This window comes from Micromonospora sp. NPDC048868 (assembly GCF_043198195.1).
GTDB classification, from domain to species: Bacteria; Actinomycetota; Actinomycetes; order Mycobacteriales; family Micromonosporaceae; genus Micromonospora; species Micromonospora reichwaldensis.
The window spans coordinates 57,531-74,135 of record NZ_JBICUN010000010.1 but is presented as its reverse complement, the minus strand read 5'-3'; the positions used below and the strand labels follow the sequence as shown (position 1 = coordinate 74,135).

Annotated in this window: 21 protein-coding genes; 11 read left to right on the top strand and 10 right to left on the bottom strand. The window is 73.8% G+C overall.

The window, feature by feature from the left end; all coding sequences use genetic code 11:
• Window positions 1–111: 111 nt before the first annotated feature.
• Both amcB and amcA read left to right on the top strand, forming a co-directional pair.
• Window positions 112–1,215: a cyclophane-forming radical SAM peptide maturase AmcB gene (amcB, locus tag ACGFNF_RS17835; RefSeq protein WP_393169326.1), complete on the top strand. Its 1,104-nt coding sequence runs from the start codon at window positions 112–114 to the stop codon at window positions 1,213–1,215.
• Window positions 1,184–1,417, top strand: coding sequence for a multiple cyclophane-containing RiPP AmcA (gene amcA / locus ACGFNF_RS17830; RefSeq protein WP_393169088.1), 234 nt, complete (start codon window positions 1,184–1,186; stop codon window positions 1,415–1,417). The genes amcB and amcA overlap by 32 nt, the downstream gene beginning before the upstream one ends.
• Window positions 1,418–1,560: 143 nt before the next feature.
• Here amcA and ACGFNF_RS17825 read toward each other — a convergent pair whose 3' ends face one another.
• Window positions 1,561–1,776 carry a DUF3073 domain-containing protein gene (locus tag ACGFNF_RS17825; protein WP_089002617.1) on the bottom strand — a complete coding sequence of 72 codons (216 nt, stop codon included), beginning with the start codon at window positions 1,774–1,776 and terminating at the stop codon, window positions 1,561–1,563.
• Window positions 1,777–2,063: 287 nt separating this feature from the next.
• Window positions 2,064–3,146: a Glu/Leu/Phe/Val dehydrogenase gene (locus tag ACGFNF_RS17820; RefSeq protein ID WP_393169086.1), complete on the bottom strand. Its 1,083-nt coding sequence runs from the start codon at window positions 3,144–3,146 to the stop codon at window positions 2,064–2,066.
• A 172-nt stretch (window positions 3,147–3,318) separates the two neighbouring features.
• On the opposite strand from ACGFNF_RS17820, the gene ACGFNF_RS17815 reads away from it, so the two are divergent.
• Together ACGFNF_RS17815 and ACGFNF_RS17810 are read left to right on the top strand one after the other, a co-directional pair.
• Window positions 3,319–4,158 (top strand): hypothetical protein, encoded by an 840-nt coding sequence (locus ACGFNF_RS17815; protein WP_327030157.1) that lies wholly within the window; start codon window positions 3,319–3,321, stop codon window positions 4,156–4,158.
• A gap of 251 nt (window positions 4,159–4,409) precedes the next feature.
• Window positions 4,410–4,619: a BldC family transcriptional regulator gene (locus ACGFNF_RS17810; RefSeq protein WP_007073996.1), complete on the top strand. Its 210-nt coding sequence runs from the start codon at window positions 4,410–4,412 to the stop codon at window positions 4,617–4,619.
• 101 nt (window positions 4,620–4,720) lie between these two features.
• Here ACGFNF_RS17810 and ACGFNF_RS17805 read toward each other — a convergent pair whose 3' ends face one another.
• The gene (locus ACGFNF_RS17805; RefSeq protein WP_132235136.1) at window positions 4,721–5,119 is read right to left on the bottom strand and encodes a PPOX class F420-dependent oxidoreductase; all 399 of its coding nucleotides are present in this window, start codon (window positions 5,117–5,119) and stop codon (window positions 4,721–4,723) included.
• Between the two features lie 54 nt (window positions 5,120–5,173).
• Between ACGFNF_RS17805 and ACGFNF_RS17800 the strand changes: the two genes are divergently transcribed.
• Window positions 5,174–5,953 carry a class I SAM-dependent methyltransferase gene (locus ACGFNF_RS17800; RefSeq protein ID WP_393169083.1) on the top strand — a complete coding sequence of 260 codons (780 nt, stop codon included), beginning with the start codon at window positions 5,174–5,176 and terminating at the stop codon, window positions 5,951–5,953.
• A gap of 73 nt (window positions 5,954–6,026) precedes the next feature.
• On the opposite strand, the gene ACGFNF_RS17795 is transcribed toward ACGFNF_RS17800, so the two are convergent.
• Window positions 6,027–6,323: a hypothetical protein gene (locus tag ACGFNF_RS17795; RefSeq protein ID WP_132235132.1), complete on the bottom strand. Its 297-nt coding sequence runs from the start codon at window positions 6,321–6,323 to the stop codon at window positions 6,027–6,029.
• 162 nt (window positions 6,324–6,485) lie between these two features.
• On the opposite strand from ACGFNF_RS17795, the gene ACGFNF_RS17790 reads away from it, so the two are divergent.
• Both ACGFNF_RS17790 and ACGFNF_RS17785 read left to right on the top strand, forming a co-directional pair.
• The gene (locus ACGFNF_RS17790) at window positions 6,486–7,343 is read left to right on the top strand and encodes a 3-hydroxyacyl-CoA dehydrogenase family protein (protein ID WP_393169081.1); all 858 of its coding nucleotides are present in this window, start codon (window positions 6,486–6,488) and stop codon (window positions 7,341–7,343) included.
• A 112-nt stretch (window positions 7,344–7,455) separates the two neighbouring features.
• The gene (locus ACGFNF_RS17785) at window positions 7,456–8,199 is read left to right on the top strand and encodes an enoyl-CoA hydratase/isomerase family protein (RefSeq protein WP_393169079.1); all 744 of its coding nucleotides are present in this window, start codon (window positions 7,456–7,458) and stop codon (window positions 8,197–8,199) included.
• Between the two features lie 64 nt (window positions 8,200–8,263).
• Here ACGFNF_RS17785 and ACGFNF_RS17780 read toward each other — a convergent pair whose 3' ends face one another.
• Window positions 8,264–9,613, bottom strand: a complete 1,350-nt coding sequence (locus ACGFNF_RS17780; protein WP_393169077.1) for an ABC transporter substrate-binding protein — start codon at window positions 9,611–9,613, stop codon at window positions 8,264–8,266.
• A 155-nt stretch (window positions 9,614–9,768) separates the two neighbouring features.
• On the opposite strand from ACGFNF_RS17780, the gene ACGFNF_RS17775 reads away from it, so the two are divergent.
• Window positions 9,769–10,158, top strand: a complete 390-nt coding sequence (locus ACGFNF_RS17775; RefSeq protein WP_311412127.1) for a hypothetical protein — start codon at window positions 9,769–9,771, stop codon at window positions 10,156–10,158.
• A 195-nt stretch (window positions 10,159–10,353) separates the two neighbouring features.
• Entirely contained in the window at window positions 10,354–11,061 is a 708-nt protein-coding gene (locus ACGFNF_RS17770; protein WP_393169075.1) for a DUF2786 domain-containing protein, read from the top strand.
• A 124-nt stretch (window positions 11,062–11,185) separates the two neighbouring features.
• Here the strand turns inward: ACGFNF_RS17770 and ACGFNF_RS17765 are convergent, their stop codons facing one another.
• Window positions 11,186–11,704, bottom strand: a complete 519-nt coding sequence (locus tag ACGFNF_RS17765; RefSeq protein ID WP_393169073.1) for an SRPBCC family protein — start codon at window positions 11,702–11,704, stop codon at window positions 11,186–11,188.
• Between the two features lie 202 nt (window positions 11,705–11,906).
• Between ACGFNF_RS17765 and ACGFNF_RS17760 the strand changes: the two genes are divergently transcribed.
• The gene (locus ACGFNF_RS17760) at window positions 11,907–13,304 is read left to right on the top strand and encodes a hypothetical protein (protein WP_393169071.1); all 1,398 of its coding nucleotides are present in this window, start codon (window positions 11,907–11,909) and stop codon (window positions 13,302–13,304) included.
• 157 nt (window positions 13,305–13,461) lie between these two features.
• On the opposite strand, the gene ACGFNF_RS17755 is transcribed toward ACGFNF_RS17760, so the two are convergent.
• The 3 genes from ACGFNF_RS17755 to ACGFNF_RS17745 form a co-directional block, all read right to left on the bottom strand.
• Window positions 13,462–14,229, bottom strand: coding sequence for a Stf0 family sulfotransferase (locus ACGFNF_RS17755; protein WP_393169069.1), 768 nt, complete (start codon window positions 14,227–14,229; stop codon window positions 13,462–13,464).
• Window positions 14,230–14,327: 98 nt separating this feature from the next.
• The gene (locus tag ACGFNF_RS17750) at window positions 14,328–14,828 is read right to left on the bottom strand and encodes a hypothetical protein (protein ID WP_393169067.1); all 501 of its coding nucleotides are present in this window, start codon (window positions 14,826–14,828) and stop codon (window positions 14,328–14,330) included.
• 141 nt (window positions 14,829–14,969) lie between these two features.
• Entirely contained in the window at window positions 14,970–15,404 is a 435-nt protein-coding gene (locus ACGFNF_RS17745) for a VOC family protein (protein ID WP_393169065.1), read from the bottom strand.
• Between the two features lie 102 nt (window positions 15,405–15,506).
• Here ACGFNF_RS17745 and ACGFNF_RS17740 point away from each other — a divergent pair, with 102 nt between their 5' ends.
• Window positions 15,507–15,833 carry a hypothetical protein gene (locus ACGFNF_RS17740; protein ID WP_393169063.1) on the top strand — a complete coding sequence of 109 codons (327 nt, stop codon included), beginning with the start codon at window positions 15,507–15,509 and terminating at the stop codon, window positions 15,831–15,833.
• Between the two features lie 115 nt (window positions 15,834–15,948).
• On the opposite strand, the gene ACGFNF_RS17735 is transcribed toward ACGFNF_RS17740, so the two are convergent.
• On the bottom strand, window positions 15,949–16,527 hold the full coding sequence (locus ACGFNF_RS17735) for a DUF4303 domain-containing protein (RefSeq protein WP_393169061.1): 579 nt from the start codon (window positions 16,525–16,527) through the stop codon (window positions 15,949–15,951).
• Window positions 16,528–16,605 lie beyond the last annotated feature (78 nt).

Sequence of the window (16,605 nt, the reverse complement as noted above, 5' to 3'; positions counted from 1 at the left end):
CCTAGCCTGAAGGGCACCCTCAGAGCTGTCGGGGCCGCCCGCCCGGTTTCCCCGACAGCCCTTCAGGCGCGGAGGAGGGCAATGGCTGCTCGGGGACTGTCGTTCAGCGGGATGCGCGGCCTGGCCGCCGTCCCCTCGTACGTGGTCATGCAGCCCACCACCCTGTGCAACCTGGACTGCGCCTACTGCTACCTGCCGTTCCGCGCGGCCGACCGGCGGATGCCGGTGTCGGTGGCCGAGGCGGTGGCCGTGTCGGTCAACCCGTGGGCGGCGGCGGGCCGGTTCTCGGTGGTGTGGCACGGCGGTGAGCCGCTGGCCGCCGGCCGGGAGCACCTGGCCGCGCTGATCGCGCCCTTCGGGCCCGGGGTCGAGCACCACGTGCAGACCAACGCCACGCTGATCGACGACGCCTGGTGCGCGTTCTTCGTCGAGCACGGGGTGCGGGTGAGCGTGAGCGTGGACGGCCCGCGGGAACGCAACGGCGACCGGGTCACCCGGGGCGGCGGTCCCGCGTACGACCGGATCCTGCGCGGGGTGGCGGCGCTGCGCCGGCACGGCCTGCCGTTCTCGGCGCTGGCGGTGGTGGGTCGCCCCGGGCCGGGCCTGGCCACCGAGCTGTACGACTACTTCCTCGACCTGGGCTGTGACGTGCTGGGCGTCAACATCGAGGAGACCGAGGGGGTCAACCTCCGCGACAACTCCCACGACGCGCGGCTGGTGACCGCCTTCTGGGCGGAGCTGGTGGCGGCCTGGCGCCGGGAGCCACGGATCCACCTGCGCGAGGTCGAGTGGTCGCTGCGGTACGCCGCGGCGGTGCTGGACGGCAGCGCCGACGACCTGCTTCCCCGGCGGTTGGACCCGATCCCGACCGTCGGCCACGACGGCTCGGTGACCGTGCTCTCGCCGGAGCTGGCCGGCTTCACCGATGTCCGGTACGGCGACTTCAGCAGCGGAAACGTGCTGGCCACCCCGCTGGTCGAGATCCTCGCCCACGCGGACCGGACGCCCTGGGTCGGCGAGTTCCTCGCCGGCGTCGAGGCGTGCCGTGCGTCCTGCCCCTACTTCGGGTTCTGCGGCGGCGGCCACGCGGCCAACCGCTACTTCGAACAGGGGCGTTTCGACGGTACGCAGACCGCGCACTGCCGCAACAGCAAGATCCACTTACTGGAGGGAGTGTTGGAGCATGCCCGAGACCACCAGTCACCGGCAGCCTGACCGGAGGACGGACACCCCGGACGAGGTCGCCGACCGGGTGCGGGAAGCCGCGCCGGGACTCACCGCACTCCTCCACGAGGCCGAGGCCGCGCGGCGACTACGGGCCGAGGTGGCGGGCGGCGACGGCGCGAGCGCCGTGTGCGCCTGGAACCACTTCGAGAACATCCCGACGTTCTACAACTGGAACAACCGCCCCCGCTGAGACAGACCGTGATCAGGGACCTGCCGATCGTCCGGAAGGCTCTCCGGGCGGGGCAGGTCCCTGATCGTCGGTCTTGGCGCCGCTTCGATGGGCACATGCGTGAGCACGCGGGCGATCACCGCGTGCTCAGCTGATACCGGAGGTCAGCGGGGCGGACGTACCCAGGGATCCGGGTCTTCGTCCGCGTGATCCTCATCATCGTCGTCGACATACTCTTTGTAGTCGTCGTCGAAGTTGTGCTCAGACTTACCAGCACCCGCCAGTTCGCGCTGCAAGGCGGTGAGGTCGGTGTTCGGGGAGTGGTACTTCAACTCCCGGGCCACCTTCGTCTGCTTGGCCTTAGCACGGCCGCGCCCCATGGCTCGACCCCCTCGCACAGAATGCGGGGCAGCCCGAAGGCGGGCCCCGATGACGTCAGGCATCTCTCGTGGCTCTTACGGTACATGGGGATGCCACCGTTCGGCACCTCGGGTTACCGTCGACCGACACCGCGCGTCGCGGTCATCCGGCCGTCACCGATTGTACCCGGTAAGGAGCGGCGTCGGGAGCGCCCATGACACCGGGCAGAGCCATGCGAAACCACCCTAACGGGACGGGCCGCCCGCCGGGGCCGGGGGCGGAACGACCGCTCCGCCCCCGAGGGCGCTCAGCGCAGGTGGATCGTGCGCAGCCGGCCGACGTCGGCCATCCGCCGCTCCGCCAGCCGGTCCGCCGCCACGGCCGGCGGCACGCCCTCGGCGTCGGCCAGTCGCAGGATCTCCCGGGTGGTGTCGTAGATCCGGGTCGCGCGCAGCTTGGCCCGGTCGAAGTTGAAGCCCTCGATCTCGTCCGCCACCTGGATCACGCCGCCGGCGTTCACGACGTAGTCCGGGGCGTAGAGGATGCCGCGGTCGGCGAGGAGCTTCTCGATGCCGGAGTGGGCGAGCTGGTTGTTGGCCGCGCCGGCGACCACCTTGGCGCGCAGCGCCGGCACCGTGTCGTCGTTGAGCGCGCCGCCCAGGGCGCACGGGGCGTACACGTCGATGTCGGCGGCGACCAGCGCGGCGGCGTCGTCGACCAGCGCGACCTGCGGGTGGGTGGCGCGGGCCCACTCCAGGGCCTTCGGGTTGACGTCGGTCGCCACCACCTCGGCGCCGTCGTCGATCAGGTGGCCGACGAGGTACTTGCCGACCTTGCCCAGGCCCGCCACGCCGACCCGCCGGCCGGCGAGGGTCGGTGCGCCCCAGACGTGCTCGGCCGCGGCCCGCATGCCCTGGAACACGCCCCAGGCGGTGAGGATCGAGGAGTCGCCGGCGCCGCCGTGCTCGACGCTGCGGCCCGTGACGTACGAGGTCTCGCGGGCGATCACGTCCATGTCGGCGACGTAGGTGCCGACGTCGCAGGCGGTGTAGTAGCGCCCGGCGAGGGACTCCACGAAGCGGCCGTACGCACGCAGCAGCGCCTCGCTCTTGATCCGCTCGGGGTCACCCCAGATGACCGCCTTGCCGCCGCCCAGGTCCAGCCCGGCGAGGGCGTTCTTGTAGGCCATGCCCCGGGAGAGGTCGAGCACGTCGGCGAGGGCGTCGGCCTCGCTGGCGTACGGGTAGAACCGGGTCCCACCGAGCGCGGGGCCGAGCGCGGTGGAGTAGATGCCGATGATCGCCTTGAGGCCGGTCTGCTTGTCCTGGCAGAACACGACCTGTTCGTGACCGCTGGACCCCGGGTCTTCGGTGGTGGCGAATACGCCCATGACTCGCTCCTGGTGTGGGGTGCGCCCTTGTGGGACGCGGACCGGTGGACCGCCGGCGGGATGCTGCCGGTGCCGCTGAGCCTAGTATCGGCCGACGCCGCCCGGCCGCCCACGGCACGCGTGATCGCGCTGCCGACGACGGTCGAGTTCCAATTCGTGGGAGGATCGCGCCGTGCCGTCGCTCTTCGCTTCATACCTGCGCGTGTACGAGCCGCTGACCGCCTTCGACCGGGACCGCCAGGCGTACTGGCGGCGCTACGTCGAGCAGGGGCGGGCGGTGGCGCCGGTGGAGGGGCCGGGCCGGCAACGGACGTCGGTGCTTGAGGCGCTCGGCGCCGGCTGGACCCGGCTGCCCGACCTGCCGGACGAGGCGTACGTCCTGGAGACCGACGAGGCCCTGCTGGTCTGCCCGTGGAACCTGCGCATCCGGGTGGCCGAGGCGGCGTTGAACGCGCGCGACGGGGTGCCGCCGGTGCTGGCCGACGCGTTCGTGCCGCCGGTGCTCGCCGGGCAGGCGAAGGCCGTGGTGGAGGACTGGCGCAGCGGGGCGCGGGTGCTGGAGCACGGCGTGCCGCGCGTGCACGAGCAGATCGCCACGTGGGGCGTACCGCTGCGCTGGTTCGTGCTCTTCGGCCCGGAGGAACGGCACCACGTGACCCACCCCGGGCGGCGGGCGCTGCACTACCGGACGGAGATCTCCAAGGCGCGGCGGCGTTCGTCGCGGGCCCTGTCGGTGCTGCGCAAGTCGATCGGCGACGCGCCGATCACGGAGGCGGTCGAGGAGGCCGCCCGCTGGCTGGAGGAGTTCCACCCCCGTTCGATGGTGGAGCTGGACTACGGCGGCCTGGTCGAGCTGCTCTCGGACGAGACGCTGGCCGCCGACGACTCGCCCCAGCTGGTGGCGAGCGGGCTCGCCGGGCTGTCCCGGGGCGAGGCGGAGGAGGCCTCGGCGGCGTACGACAAGCTGGTCGCGCGCTGGCGGGCGATCCAGTTGCTGGAACGGTGCAACTGAGGCGAAAACGCCCATAAGCTGCTCCGAAGTCGAGGCGGGTTCGTAGTCGACGCATCACGAACCGTGATCATGAGTCCGAATAAGGTACTTTCTGCCGTGTAAAAGTCGCATAAATCGGGCATGGTTCATCCGTCCGTCTAGGGACGTTCGGCCGTTCGGCCCATGTCGGACATCGGGGACTAGCCGGACCATGGGAGACGCGTCGACCGGCGGGACCCCGGCCGATGTCTATACATGTGGAGGAGTGACCGATGGCATCGCGAACGCACGAACCAGAGCCGCTACTCACACCGGCCGAGGTGGCGTCGATGTTCCGTGTCGACCCGAAGACGGTGACCCGGTGGGCAAAGGCGGGCAAGCTCAGCGCCATCCGCACGCTGGGTGGACACCGTCGGTACCGGGAGTCGGAGGTCAGGGCCCTGTTGCAGGGACAGATCCCCCAGCAGCGCCAGGGGGACTGACCGACCGGGATACAAACGGGTGTGAACGGAGGGCGGCGGACATGGTCCGCCGCCCTCCGTCGTGTCCGGACCCCGCCCGCGTACTGACGGCGGGCGCGGGATCAGGCGCCGGCCGGCGGCCGGTCCGCGAGGACGACCCGGATGCCGACCGTGCCGCTCTCGCCGCGCCGCAGGCGGCTGCCGAGCAGGCTGAGCCGGCCGATCATCCGGTACTTCTGCTTGATCAGCTCACGCACCCGCCGCGTGCCGGCCGCGTCGCAGAGGGTAGCGTGGGCGGCGACCGCCTCGCCGTGCGGGCGGCCCCGGACGTCGCAGGGGGCCACCGTGACGTCGCCGCTGCGCCGGATCCGCTTCACCTTGCCGGCGTCCGCCGCCGACCACACCCAGAGCGCGTCGCCGTCGCGCACCGCCCAGACCGGGGTCGGCACCGCCCGACCGTCCTTGCGGAACGTCGTGAGCAGGATGTACTTCTCCGCGCCGAGGCGGTCCAGGGTGGTCACCCCGCCAGGATACGGCCGGTGCGGCTGACTGACCGGCCGGATAGCGTGAAGCCCGTGACGGGACAGCCACGGATCGGTGACGTGTTCGGGGAGATGCTGCGCGACGCGTACGCCGTGGCCACCGGGGTCGGGCCCCGCCCGCTGGCCGGCGGGCGGCTGCCGCGCCCGGTCATCGAGATCATCGAGCGGGACGACGGGCTCATCAACGGCGCCCCCGCCGCGCACTACCTGGACGGGCCGGCCGACTGGCAGCCGTACGACCACCGGGCCTTGGACCGGGTCCGGGGCGCGACCCTGGACGTCGGCGTCGGGGCGGGCCGGATCGCGCTGCTGCTCCAGGAACGGGGCGTGCCCGTCACCGGGCTGGACACCTCGGCCGGGGCGCTGGCCGTCTGCCGCCGCCGGGGCGTACGCGACCTGGTGCACGGCACCGTCGACGCGCACGTCGCGGACGGCCGCCGCTACGACACGTTCCTACTGCTGGGCAACAACGTGGGCCTGCTGGAGGGCCGGGAACGCGGGCCGGCGCTGCTGGCCGCGTTGGCGGCACTGGCCCGGCCGGGAGCACAGGTCATCGCCCACGGCACCGACCCGTACGGCACCCGGGACCCGGTCCACACGGGCTACCACGAGCGCAACCGGCGTCGGGGCCGGTTCGGTGGGCAGCTCCGGCTCCGGCTGCGCTACCGGGAACTGGGCACCGAGTGGTTCGACTACCTGGTCTGCTCCCCGGACGAGCTGGCCGAGCTGGTCCGGGGCAGCGGCTGGCGACTGACCGACGTGGACGATCGGGACGCGCCGTACTACCTGGCGACCCTGCGCCTCGCCGGCTGACGACCGGCCCCGGCCGCGGACCCCGCGACGCCGACGCCGGATTCCCGCCGGACGCGGGAACCCGGCGCGGGTGTCAGACCTGGACGGTCGGGGGGAGCTGCTCGGGCGGCAGGCCGCCGTCGCCGTCGACCACCTCGTCCGGGGTGCCGTCCTCGTCGAGGTCGACCATCGTGATGTCCACCTTGCCGTCCCCGTCGGTGTCGAACTGGAACAGGTCGGGCTTGCCGTCCCCGTCGGTGTCGGCCACCCAGACGTCGGTGCGGCCGTCGTTGTTGGTGTCGGCGCGCAGCAGGTCGACCCGCTCGTCCCCGCGGGTCTCCACGGTCTCCGCCGCGTCCGCGGCGTGCACGGTCTCCGGTGCCTGGCTCATCTGGGCCGTCCTTCCCTCGGTTGGGTGCCGTGGTACCCGATCCGGCGCGCCCCCACGCATGCCGGAGAGATCGCCGCTGCATAGGGTCGGGCCCATGAGCGAGTGGAGCGGGCGGCGGGGCGCGGGTAGACCCCGTCCCGCCACCGGAGACAGGGAGGCGTCATGAGCGACCGCTTTGTCGTCGTCGGGGCCGGCACGATGGGGCTCGGCATCGCGTACGTGGCGGCCGGGGCCGGGCACGCCGTCGAGCTGGTCGAAGTGGACCGGGCCCGGGGCGCGGCGGCCGTCGAGCGGCTCGGGGAGCTGTGGGACAGGGCGGTGGCGCGCGGCAAGCTGGACGCCGACCGGGCCGCGACGAATCGGCAGCGGGTGACGCTGCGCTCGGGGCTCGCCGAGGTCGCCGAGGAGCCGGCCGTCGTGGTGGAGGCCGTACCGGAGCGGCCGGACCTGAAGCGGGCGGTGCTGCGCGAGGCCGAGGCGCTGCGGCCGGCGCTGCTGGGCAGCAACACCTCCAGCATCCCGATCGCCGCGCTGGCCGAGGGGCTGGCCCGGCCCGAGCGCTTCCTCGGGCTGCACTTCTTCAACCCGGTCTGGGCGATGGCCCTGCTGGAGGTCGTGGTCGGCCCGGCCACCGCCGAGGAGACCACCGCCGCGGCGGTCGCGCTCGCCGGCCGGCTGGGCAAGGACCCCGTCGTCGTACGCGACATGCCCGGCTTCGCCACCTCCCGGCTCGGGGTCACCCTCGGGCTGGAGGCCATCCGGATGGTCGCCGACGGGGTGGCCAGCCCCGCCGACATCGACAAGGCGATGGTGCTCGGCTACCGGCACCCGGTCGGCCCGCTGGAGCTGACGGACATCGTCGGGCTGGACGTGCGGCTCGACATCGCGCGCACCCTCCAGACCGCGTACGGGGACCGGTTCGCCCCGCCGCCGCTGCTCGAGGAGATGGTGGCCGCCGGCCGCCTGGGCAAGAAGTCCGGCCAGGGCTTCTACCGCTGGGAAGGCGGCGTTCGCCAGTGAGCGCGAGGAGTGAGCTTGCGAGCCCCGCAGTCGCGAACGGAAGGTCGGCACGGGTGAGCGCGAGGAGTGAGCTTGCGAGCCCCGCAGTCGCGAACGGAAGGGGGACCCGCTCGTGAGTGGGCTGCGGATCGAGGAGCAGCCGGACCGGCTGGTGGTGACGCTCGACCGGCCGGAGAAGCGCAACGCCATCGACGCCGACCTGATCGCCGAGCTGCACCAGGTCTGCGCGGAACTGGAGGCGCGGCCCCGCCTGCTGCTGCTCACCGGCGGCAGCGAGGGGATCTTCGCCGGTGGGGCGGACATCGGGCAGCTTCGCGAGCGGGGCCGGCTGGACGCCCTCGCGGCGATCAACTCGGCGGCCTTCGCCCGGATCCGGGCGCTGCCGATGCCGACCGTGGCGGCCGTGGACGGGCCCGCGCTGGGCGGGGGCGCCGAGCTGGCGTACGCCTGCGATCTGCGGGTCTGCACGGCGCGGGCGGTGTTCGGCCAGCCGGAGGTCCGGTTGGGGATCCTGGCCGGCGCGGGCGCGACCCACCGGCTGCCGGCGCTGGTCGGGGAGGCCCGGGCCAAGGAACTGCTCTTCACCGGCCGCCGCGTGGACGCCGAGGAGGCGCTGCGGATCGGGCTGGTCAACCGGGTGGTGCCCGAGCCCGCCGAGCTGCTGCCCACGGCGCACGGGCTGCTCGACGAGATGGCGAAGGGGTCCGCGCTGGCGCTGCGGCTGACCAAGCTGGCGGTCGACGCGCCGGCTGCCGCGCACCCGCACCTCGACCTGGTCAGCCAGGCGGTGCTCTTCGAGGACGAGGAGAAGCACCGGCGGATGACGGAGTTCCTCGAGCGGCGACGCCCCCGCTGAGCCCGGACGAGACGACGGCCGCACCGGTCACCGGTGCGGCCGTCCGTGTCCCACGGGTGGTGACTCAGTGCCGGATCTGCACCCCGGCGTCCGCGAGGGCCCGGATCACCTCTGCGGACTCGGCGAAGCCGATGACCAGCACGGCCTCCGCGCCGAAGTCCTTGATCTCCTTCGCGCCCGCGACGAAGTCGATCGGGTTCGCCTTGGCGTCCGCCGGCGGGTCGTAGGTCAGCAGCTTGAGCCGGTCGCCGCCGATGCCGGCCCGCTCCAGCTCGGCCCGGACGGTGCCCTGGAGGCCCTCGCCGTAGGAGTCCTTACGGGCGACGATGGCGATCTTCTGCGGGCCGTCGCGGAGGATCACGTCGGCCAGCGCCCGGCCCTGGAGGCTGTCCGGCGGGGCGGTGCGGAAGTAGAGGCCGTTGTCGTCCAGCTCGGTGAGGCTGGCGTCGGTGTTCGACGGGGAGAACAGCACCTTCCCGGCCTGCACCACGTCGGGCAGCACCGCGCGGGAGATGCCGGAGGCGCTGGCGCCGATGATGACGTGGACCTTCTGCGCGACGTGCCGCGCCACGGTGGCCTTGGCGACCGCCGGGTTGGTGCCGTCGTCGCCGTCGATCCAGACCACCGGCTCGCCGAGCACCCCGCCCGCCGCGTTGATCTCCCTGATCGCCAGCTTGGTGCCGGCGGAGATCGGCGGGTACGCGAGGGCCAGGTCACCGGTCTGCGACAGCAGGCCGCCCAGGATCAGCGGCGAGCCGTCGCTGCGGTCCGTCCGGCCGCCACGCTGCTTCTTCGCCTTCGGCGGGGCCTTGGTGCTCGCCGCCGACTCGTCGCCGGCCCCGACGAACTCCGTCTTGCCGTCGTTGAGGCGCTGGCCGTCGAAGTGCAGCGTGCCGTAGCTCGCGGTGGACGGCTCGCCGGCGTCGGTGAAGCCGGCCCGGGTCAGCGAGACGCTGCGGTACTCCACGTCCCGGCCCGCGCGGGCCAGGGTCAGGCACTCCGCCACCCGTTCGCAGCGCTGCCCGTCGTTGGTGACCCCGACGATCTGCTTCGCGATGGCGGCCGGATCCGTCGAGCCCGCGAGCTGGGCGGCGATCGCGCTGATCACCACCGCGTCGTACGCCTCGGCGGAGTAGAGGAAGTCGCCCAGCTTCGGGTCGACCGACCGGAGCCGGTTCTTGAAGTCCTCGGGCAGGGGCGTGAGCGGCGTGGTGCCCTTCATGCCGTCGACCAGGCCGGCGCGGTCCTTCAGCTCGGCAGGGTACGAGTTCAGCATGTTGCCGTCGGTGCCGTAGAGGCGCACCTGTTGGGTGGCCGCCTCCTCGGGCTCTTCGGTCCCGCAGGCGCTCGTGGCGAGCAGGAACGTCGCGCAGGCGGCCAGGGTGGCCGCCCGCGAGGCGCGTGACTTGAACATGGTCGTCCTTCCTCCGGCGAAGGTCCGCTGCGCACATTAGCGTGCTGGGCCGTGCGGCGGGACCACGGATGCGGCTCAATCCGCAGGTCGCCCGCCTTGACTACGGAAAGTGACCGCCGGTGGATGGCTTGACCCTCCCCTCTACCGTGCTGTGGGTGACGGACTCACCACAGCAGACGCTTGACGACGCGACCGCCGTGCTCCGCTCGGCGCTGGCCGGGGACGGCGACGCGGTGGCGGGGGCGTTCGACGCGGTCGTCGACCGGTCCGGCCTGGCCGGCGCGTACGGGGTGGCCTGGTGTCTTGCCGCCACGATGGTCGGCGATCCGGTGCCGCCGGGCACGTGCGCGCTGGACTTCCCCGGCATCGAGGAGGCGGGCTACGACACCCGCTGGGTGGCGCGCTTCGTCAGCGCGTACGCCAACGCCGACGACGACACCGGCGAGGCGCTGTTCGGTGCGGCGGCGGCCGACGGGCTGCTGCCGGAGTGCCTGCTCACGCTCGCCGGCTCGACCGTGGCGACGCTGCGTAGCCGGACCGCCTGACCGTTCGTACCGCCCGACGGCACGGACCGGGACGACGGCCGGCGGCCGGACGGTTGGGCGCCCGCCGGCCGGACCGTTGGGCACCCGCCCGCCGCCCGCCGCCCGCCGCCCGCCGCCCGCCGCCCGCCGCCCACCGCCCGCCGGCTGGCGCGGACGTGGCGCGGCGGGGCCGGACCGCCGTGACAGGCTGAGGGCATGTCCGACGCCATGCTCAGCAAGGTGCGCAAGCTGCTGGCCCAGGCCGAGGACCCGGCCTGCACCCCCGCCGAGTCGGCCGCGTTCACGGCCAAGGCGACCGAGCTGATCGCCCGCTACGGCGTGGACCGGGCGCTGCTGGCCGCCCGGGACCCGGCCACGGACCCGGTGGGCGACCGGGTGGTCGAGGTCGTCGCCCCGTACGCGCGGGACAAGGCCGGCCTGCTCGCCGCGGTCGCCGATCCGCTGCGCTGCCGCTGCGTCCGCCGCCGGGAGGGCGCCGGCTTCGCCATGCACCTGTTCGGCTTCGCCAGCGACCTGGAACGGGTCGAGCTGCTCTTCACGTCGCTGCTGGTGCAGGCCGCCCACGGGCTGGCCGGCGTCGAGGTGCCGGCCGGCGCGCACGTCGCCGCCTTCCGGCGCTCGTGGCTGGCCGGGTTCGCCCAGGTGATCGGCGTGCGACTGCGGGCCGCGGAGGCCGGGGCGGTCGCCGAGGCGGGCGCGCCCTCGGTGGCACTGGTCCTGGCCGACCGGTCGGACCGGGTCCGGCACCGCGTCGCCGAGGTGTACCCACGGCTGCGTACCGCCGCGCCGCGCCGACTGGCCGGCGGCGGGTTCGGCTCGGGTGCCGAGGCGGGCCGGCGCGCCGACCTCGGCGGCCGGGGCGTCGCCACCGCGCCGGGCGCGCGTCCCGGCCTCGGCCGCTGACCCGCCGCAGCCTCTGGCGGTACGTGGCGGATGGCATCGGTGGCGCGTGGGCCGGGCGGTGCGTGACGGCGGTGGCGCGTGACCCGGGCGGTCGGGCCTCGGTCGCTGACTGGCCGGAAGCCGGTCAGTCGACGCCGTGGTCGGCCACTCTGGCGGCGTAGCGGGTGAGCAGCTCGTGCCAGCCGGCGGTCAGCGCCTGCCGGTAGCCCTCCGCGGCCTCGCCGTGCCGGTCGAAGTGCCGGTGCTCGACCGTCACCCGCGTCCGCTCCGGCCCGTCCGCGTGGAAGAGCACCTCCACCTCGCTCGCCTTCGCCGGGTCCGGCACCGGTGCCCGGTCCGCCCCGATCTGCCAGGTGAAGACCAGCCGCTCGGGCGGATCCCAGGTCAGCACCCGGCCCCAGTCGCAGCGGAAGCCGTGCGGACCGATCTCGTAGAGCATCCCGCCGCCGCGCGGCTCCATGCCCAGGTCGGCGAGCTGCTCGGGCCCGGACCAGGTGTATTCCACCACCCACCACTGCGCCAGGGCGCCGGTGAACACCTCGAACGCCCGCTGCGCGGGAGCGGGGACCAGGAGGGCGCTGCGCAACGCGAATCGTTCGGACTCCTGCCGGATGCCGGCCGGGTCAGCCATCTCCTGTCCCATAGGCCCGGACCATACCGGCTGATGCCCGGGTGCGCAGCTTCGTGATTGCCGTCTTCGGGCCGCCCATCCGTACGCCGGAAGACGCCCGCGCGCCCGACCGTGACCGGCCGTGTCGCCGGGCCGGCGGGATGTTCGGCCGGATAGCGGGTACCCGCGCCGAACGGTCCCGGCCGGCCCGGCCGGAGAATGCGGAGCGGGGAGCATGAGCGAGAACGCGCAGCAGCGGGACGACGACCGGACCGGCGGCCGATCGGGGCGACGTGACGGGGAAGCGGAACCCGCCCGCCGGGGTGGGGAGAACGAGCCGGACGTCCTGCTGGACATCCCGGAGGTGTCGGTCGACTCGATCCGGCTCGCCGTGGACGGGCTGGACGCCGACGTCTCCCTGCGGGCCCGGCTGGCCAACCTCCTCCAGCTCGACGCCGGGGTACGGGTGCACCTGGAGGGCGTCGAGCTGGACATCACCGGGGTGCACGCCGAGGCGTTGCTCAAGGTGCGGCTGGAGAAGCTGGTGCAGATCCTCGACCGTGCGCTGACCACCATCGACCGCAACCCGCAGGTCATCCAGACGCTGTCGGGTACGGCGGCGGCCTCCATGGACGACGTGAACCGGGCCAGTCAGCAGTTGGCCAACATGAGTGGGCAGCTCACCGGCCCGGAGGAGCGGGGCGGCGGGGCTGAGCCGCTCACCGCCCTTGGGGAGCAGCGCCCGCTGGAGCGGGTCGGCGGCGCGACCGACGATCTCGGTCAGCAGGTGGGCGCGATCGGTGCGGTCGCCGACCAGTCACTGCGGGAGCCGGGCGGCCCGGGCCGGGGCGGCAAGCCCGGCGCCGGCCAGGGCGGTGAGCCGGGCGGCCGGGGGCAGGGCGGCCGAGGGCAGGGCGGGGAGCCGGGCGCCGAGCAGGCCCAGCGGGGTGGCGGCCTCGCCAGCGGGTCGGGCGGCGGCGGCGAGCAGGGCCAGGCGCAGCGTGCACGCGAGCAGGAGGGCGACGAGGCGGCCCGTCGGGAGCCAGGTGGACCCCAGGAACGGGAGCAGGGCCAGGGCGCCCCGGAGCAGGGCGGGCAGCGGCCGAGTGGTTCGCAACAGGGCGGCGGGGAGCAGGGCGAGCAGCGGCCAGGCGGTTCGCAACAGGGCGAACAGGGCGGCGAACATCGGCCGGGTGGCGAGCAGGGCGGCGGGCAGCGGCCGGGCGGTTCGCCACAGGGCGGCGCGGAGCAGGGCGGCGGGGAGCAGGGCGGGCGGCGGCCGGGGCGCGCGGAACAGGGCGCTCAGCAGCCGGGCGGTGAGAGGGTCGGCGGGCCCGGGGGCGGTACGGCCGGAGCGGGCGGCGGGGACCGGGGTGCCGGCGGGTCCGGTGGCGGGCCGGAGGCCGGGCAGCGTGAGCCGTCGGGCGGCCCGTCCGAGGGCGGGCAGGGCCGGCAGCAGCCCGAGACCGGGCAGGGCCGGCAGCAGCCCGAGGCCTCGGGCGGTGGCGGTGGTGGCGCACCGAGCGCCGCCCAGATCGCCGAGCAGGCGGGGGAGACGCTGAGGCAGGCCGGCCGGAGCGTCTGGGAGGCGATCCAGGGCGGGATCGCCCAGCACCGCCAACAGCGGCGCTGAACCCAGCGGGCGGGCCTGCCTGCGGCCCCGTGGTGGGCGTCCACGGGTCGAGGGCGGGCCGGTGTGGCGGCGGCCCGGTCTGGCGGTCCGGTCGCCCTGATGCATTCGGCGTATCCGTGGTTCGAGGAGCCGACGGGGAGCCCCGCCGGCCGACGGATCAGATGCCGGTCACCGCCGCCCGGTACCGGGCGATCCACTGCCGGTTGAGTTCGTCGGCCTGGCGTTGGTGACGCGCGATGACGGCACAGCCGTTCCCGGGCACGTCGAGCCCCAGGAAGTCGAGGACGGCACGCGTGGTGGCGGCCATGTCCTCGGCCAGGTCCTCGTAGCGCACGACGTGCGGTTGGATCCCCCACGAGGCGAACCACGCCTCCCAGGCCGCGTTGTGCTCCCGGATCTCCTCGATGTAGTGCCTGATCCCGTTCGCGTCGAAGCGGGGCGCCTGCCCGTTGCCCACGTCGCCGCTGATCTCCCCACTGCCGCCGACGAACCACGTGCCGGTCTGCTCGGCGCGCAGCCGCGACACCGCCTGTGCCAGTACGTCGTCGCGTCGCAGGTAGACGAAGGCGGTGCGGCCGAACGCCCGGTTCAGCAGCGCGACGTCGTCGCCGTCGAGGTCGGGATGGACCGCCGCGAGCTTCGCGACCACCTCCTCGAGCGTTCCCCACATGAGTTTCGCGCCGAACACGCCGTTGCCGGTCCGGCCCGCGGCGAGCGCGGCCCGTACGAAGTCCGCGTAGTCGAAGCCGCCGTCCGCCCTGCGGGGAAGCTGCCACCGGTCGGCCCACAGCGGCTCGTCCGGGGAGCGGAAGTAGGCCTGGGGGTGACCGGCGAGACCGGTGGATTCCAGCAACCCGAGCAGGAGCGAGCTGCCGGTGCGCGGGGTGCCGCAGACGAAGTACGAGTCGACACGGTGCGTAGGCATGAACGCACACAACCGTAGCGCGGGCGCCCGTCGCAACTGAATTCGTCGATGCCGTCCCCCTCCGGCCCCAGGTGTCCTACCCCGCGCGGCCGGGTTGATCAGTCGAGGACTCGCAGTGCGACCGTGACCACGACGAAGAGTGCGATGGTGGCGGCGGAGGCGATCCGTGCCTGTCGCGACCGGGTGAACAGGCCCACCACCAGTGCCGCGCCCAGGCCCAGCAACCAGTGACCGACCTCGGGGTGCCGGTCGGGATCGAAGCCGAGGTGGCCGAGGGCGGCACGCCCGTAGCCGACGAGTGCGGCACCGCCGACCCAGACGAGCAGGGTCCAGCCGCACCGGCGGCCGGGGCTCTCGGTCAGCAGCGATCCGTGGCGGGTGATCGTGCCGAGCAGGTAGGTAAGCGTCAGCAGCGTCGCCACGCCGGCGAGCAGCACGGCGTGCAACCCCACGAAGAAGGCGAACAGCAGCCACGGGCCGCCGTCGGTCCCGCGCAGGAACAGGGCGGCCGCCACGCCGACCACGACCATCTGCCCCACCGCCAGGCGTCCTGAGTTCACCACCAGCGGTGCCGACTGTGCGGTCGACTGCTCGGCCACGCTCCGTCCCCCCGTCGCGCAGGCCCGCCGCAGACGGAACCAGGGCGGGTCGGTGATCAGCCTGGCAGAGCCGGGCGGCCTACCGCTGTCCCGGATCCGTCCGTCGACAGGAGCCGGGGCGGGCGGACGGCCGACGCGCCGTCAGGCCGAGGTCGCGGCGACGCAGAACTCGTTGCCCTCCGGATCGGCCATGACGATGTGGTGCCCGGTGAACTCCCCCAGGACGCTCCCGCCCGCCTTCACCAGCCGGTCGGACTCGGCCCTGATCCGCGCCCACCGCTCGTCGGGGCTGCCGTGGCCCGGCACCCGGACATCGATGTGCAGTCGGTTCTTGGCCGTCTTCGGCTCGGGGACCCTGAGGATGGAGAGCGCGGGCCCGACGCCGTCGGGATCGCACAGCCACGCCGCGTCGTCCACCGGGTCGTCCTCCGGCAGGTCGAAACTCGCGTGCCACTCCGCACGGGTCCGGAAGGGCGCGGGCGGCGGCTCGTCCACGTAGCCCAGCGCCGTCTTCCAGAACTCGCCGAGGAGTTTCGCGTCCGCGCAGTCGAGGGTCAGGCTGATTCTGGCTGCCATGGCGGGACCGTACTGCGTGCCCCCGACAGTCCCGACCGAGCCGAAAGGGCAGGCCCCGCCGGTACGGCCTGGGACCTTGACGTTCCCTACATGATGGGCCGCATGAGCCTGAGTGATCCGGACCCGGTGTGGATCGCCGTACGCCTCGTGATCGTGGTCCTCAGCCTGGCCATGATCGCGCTCGGCGTGCGTGTCGCCGTGTCGGGACGGTTTCCCTCGGCGTGGGTGCGGGTCGCCCGCCTGACGGCGACCCAGCGGTCCCAACCCGCCCGGATCGGCGGCAGCCAGGCGCTGCTCGGCGCGTGCCTGCTGGTCCAGCAGGCGCCTTTCCTCGTTGCCATGCCCCTTGTGGCTGGGCGCACCCTGTTCGTGGTGGCACTCCTCCTCGCCGTGACCGGGGCGGGATGGTTCGCCCTGCTCCGGCGCTAGAGCACCGCTCCGTGCCGCGTCGTCGGCTGATCCTGCCCAGGCCGGGCAGGACGCGGCCCACCCTGGCCGCGTAGCGGCGTAGGCGTCGCGAACAAGGGGGTTACGGCAACGGTCGTCAGCCGCCGTCCGTCTCGTCGAAGAAGTCGCGGGCGGAAGCGACGAGGTCGGGCTTCGGGTGGCCGTCGTTGAGCAGGTCGATGCTGCGTACCGTGAGATGCGCGTTGCCGTCCGTGTCCGCGACGAACAGCACGGGACGCCATGCGGGGTTGATGCCGGCGATGCTCGCCCGGACGCGGTGGTCGCCCAGGGCGTCCTCCAGCGTCGCGCGGGCCCGGCGGCACCATTCGCCGTGAGCCTCGTCGTCGTCGCCGAGAGAGTCGTGGGCGTCGAACATGTCCCGGCTGATCTGCACCAACGACTCGACGCCGGGCCCGGCAGCCTCGTGGTCGTCCGTGACAGCCCACTCGTCGGGCCACCAGCGGTAGCCGTCGGCGTACGCGTCGTCGGCCTCGACGAGCACCTGGAGGGCCTCCTCGGTGTGCGCCAACAGGGTCACCGTGACGACGTCGCTGTCCGTGGTGAGCGCCACCGCGTACAGCTCCTCCGATTCGCGTCCCTCGAGCATCGGGCCGATCGTCGCGCAGATGCTCGCGACGATCCGCTCGCGCAGTGCGGGCATGTCGACGGTGGGCACCGCGCTCCTCCCCGGGGCTCGCCCTCGTCCTGGTCGCCGGGACGTCGGCCGCCCCGGAAGGGCGCGACGTAGCAGGGG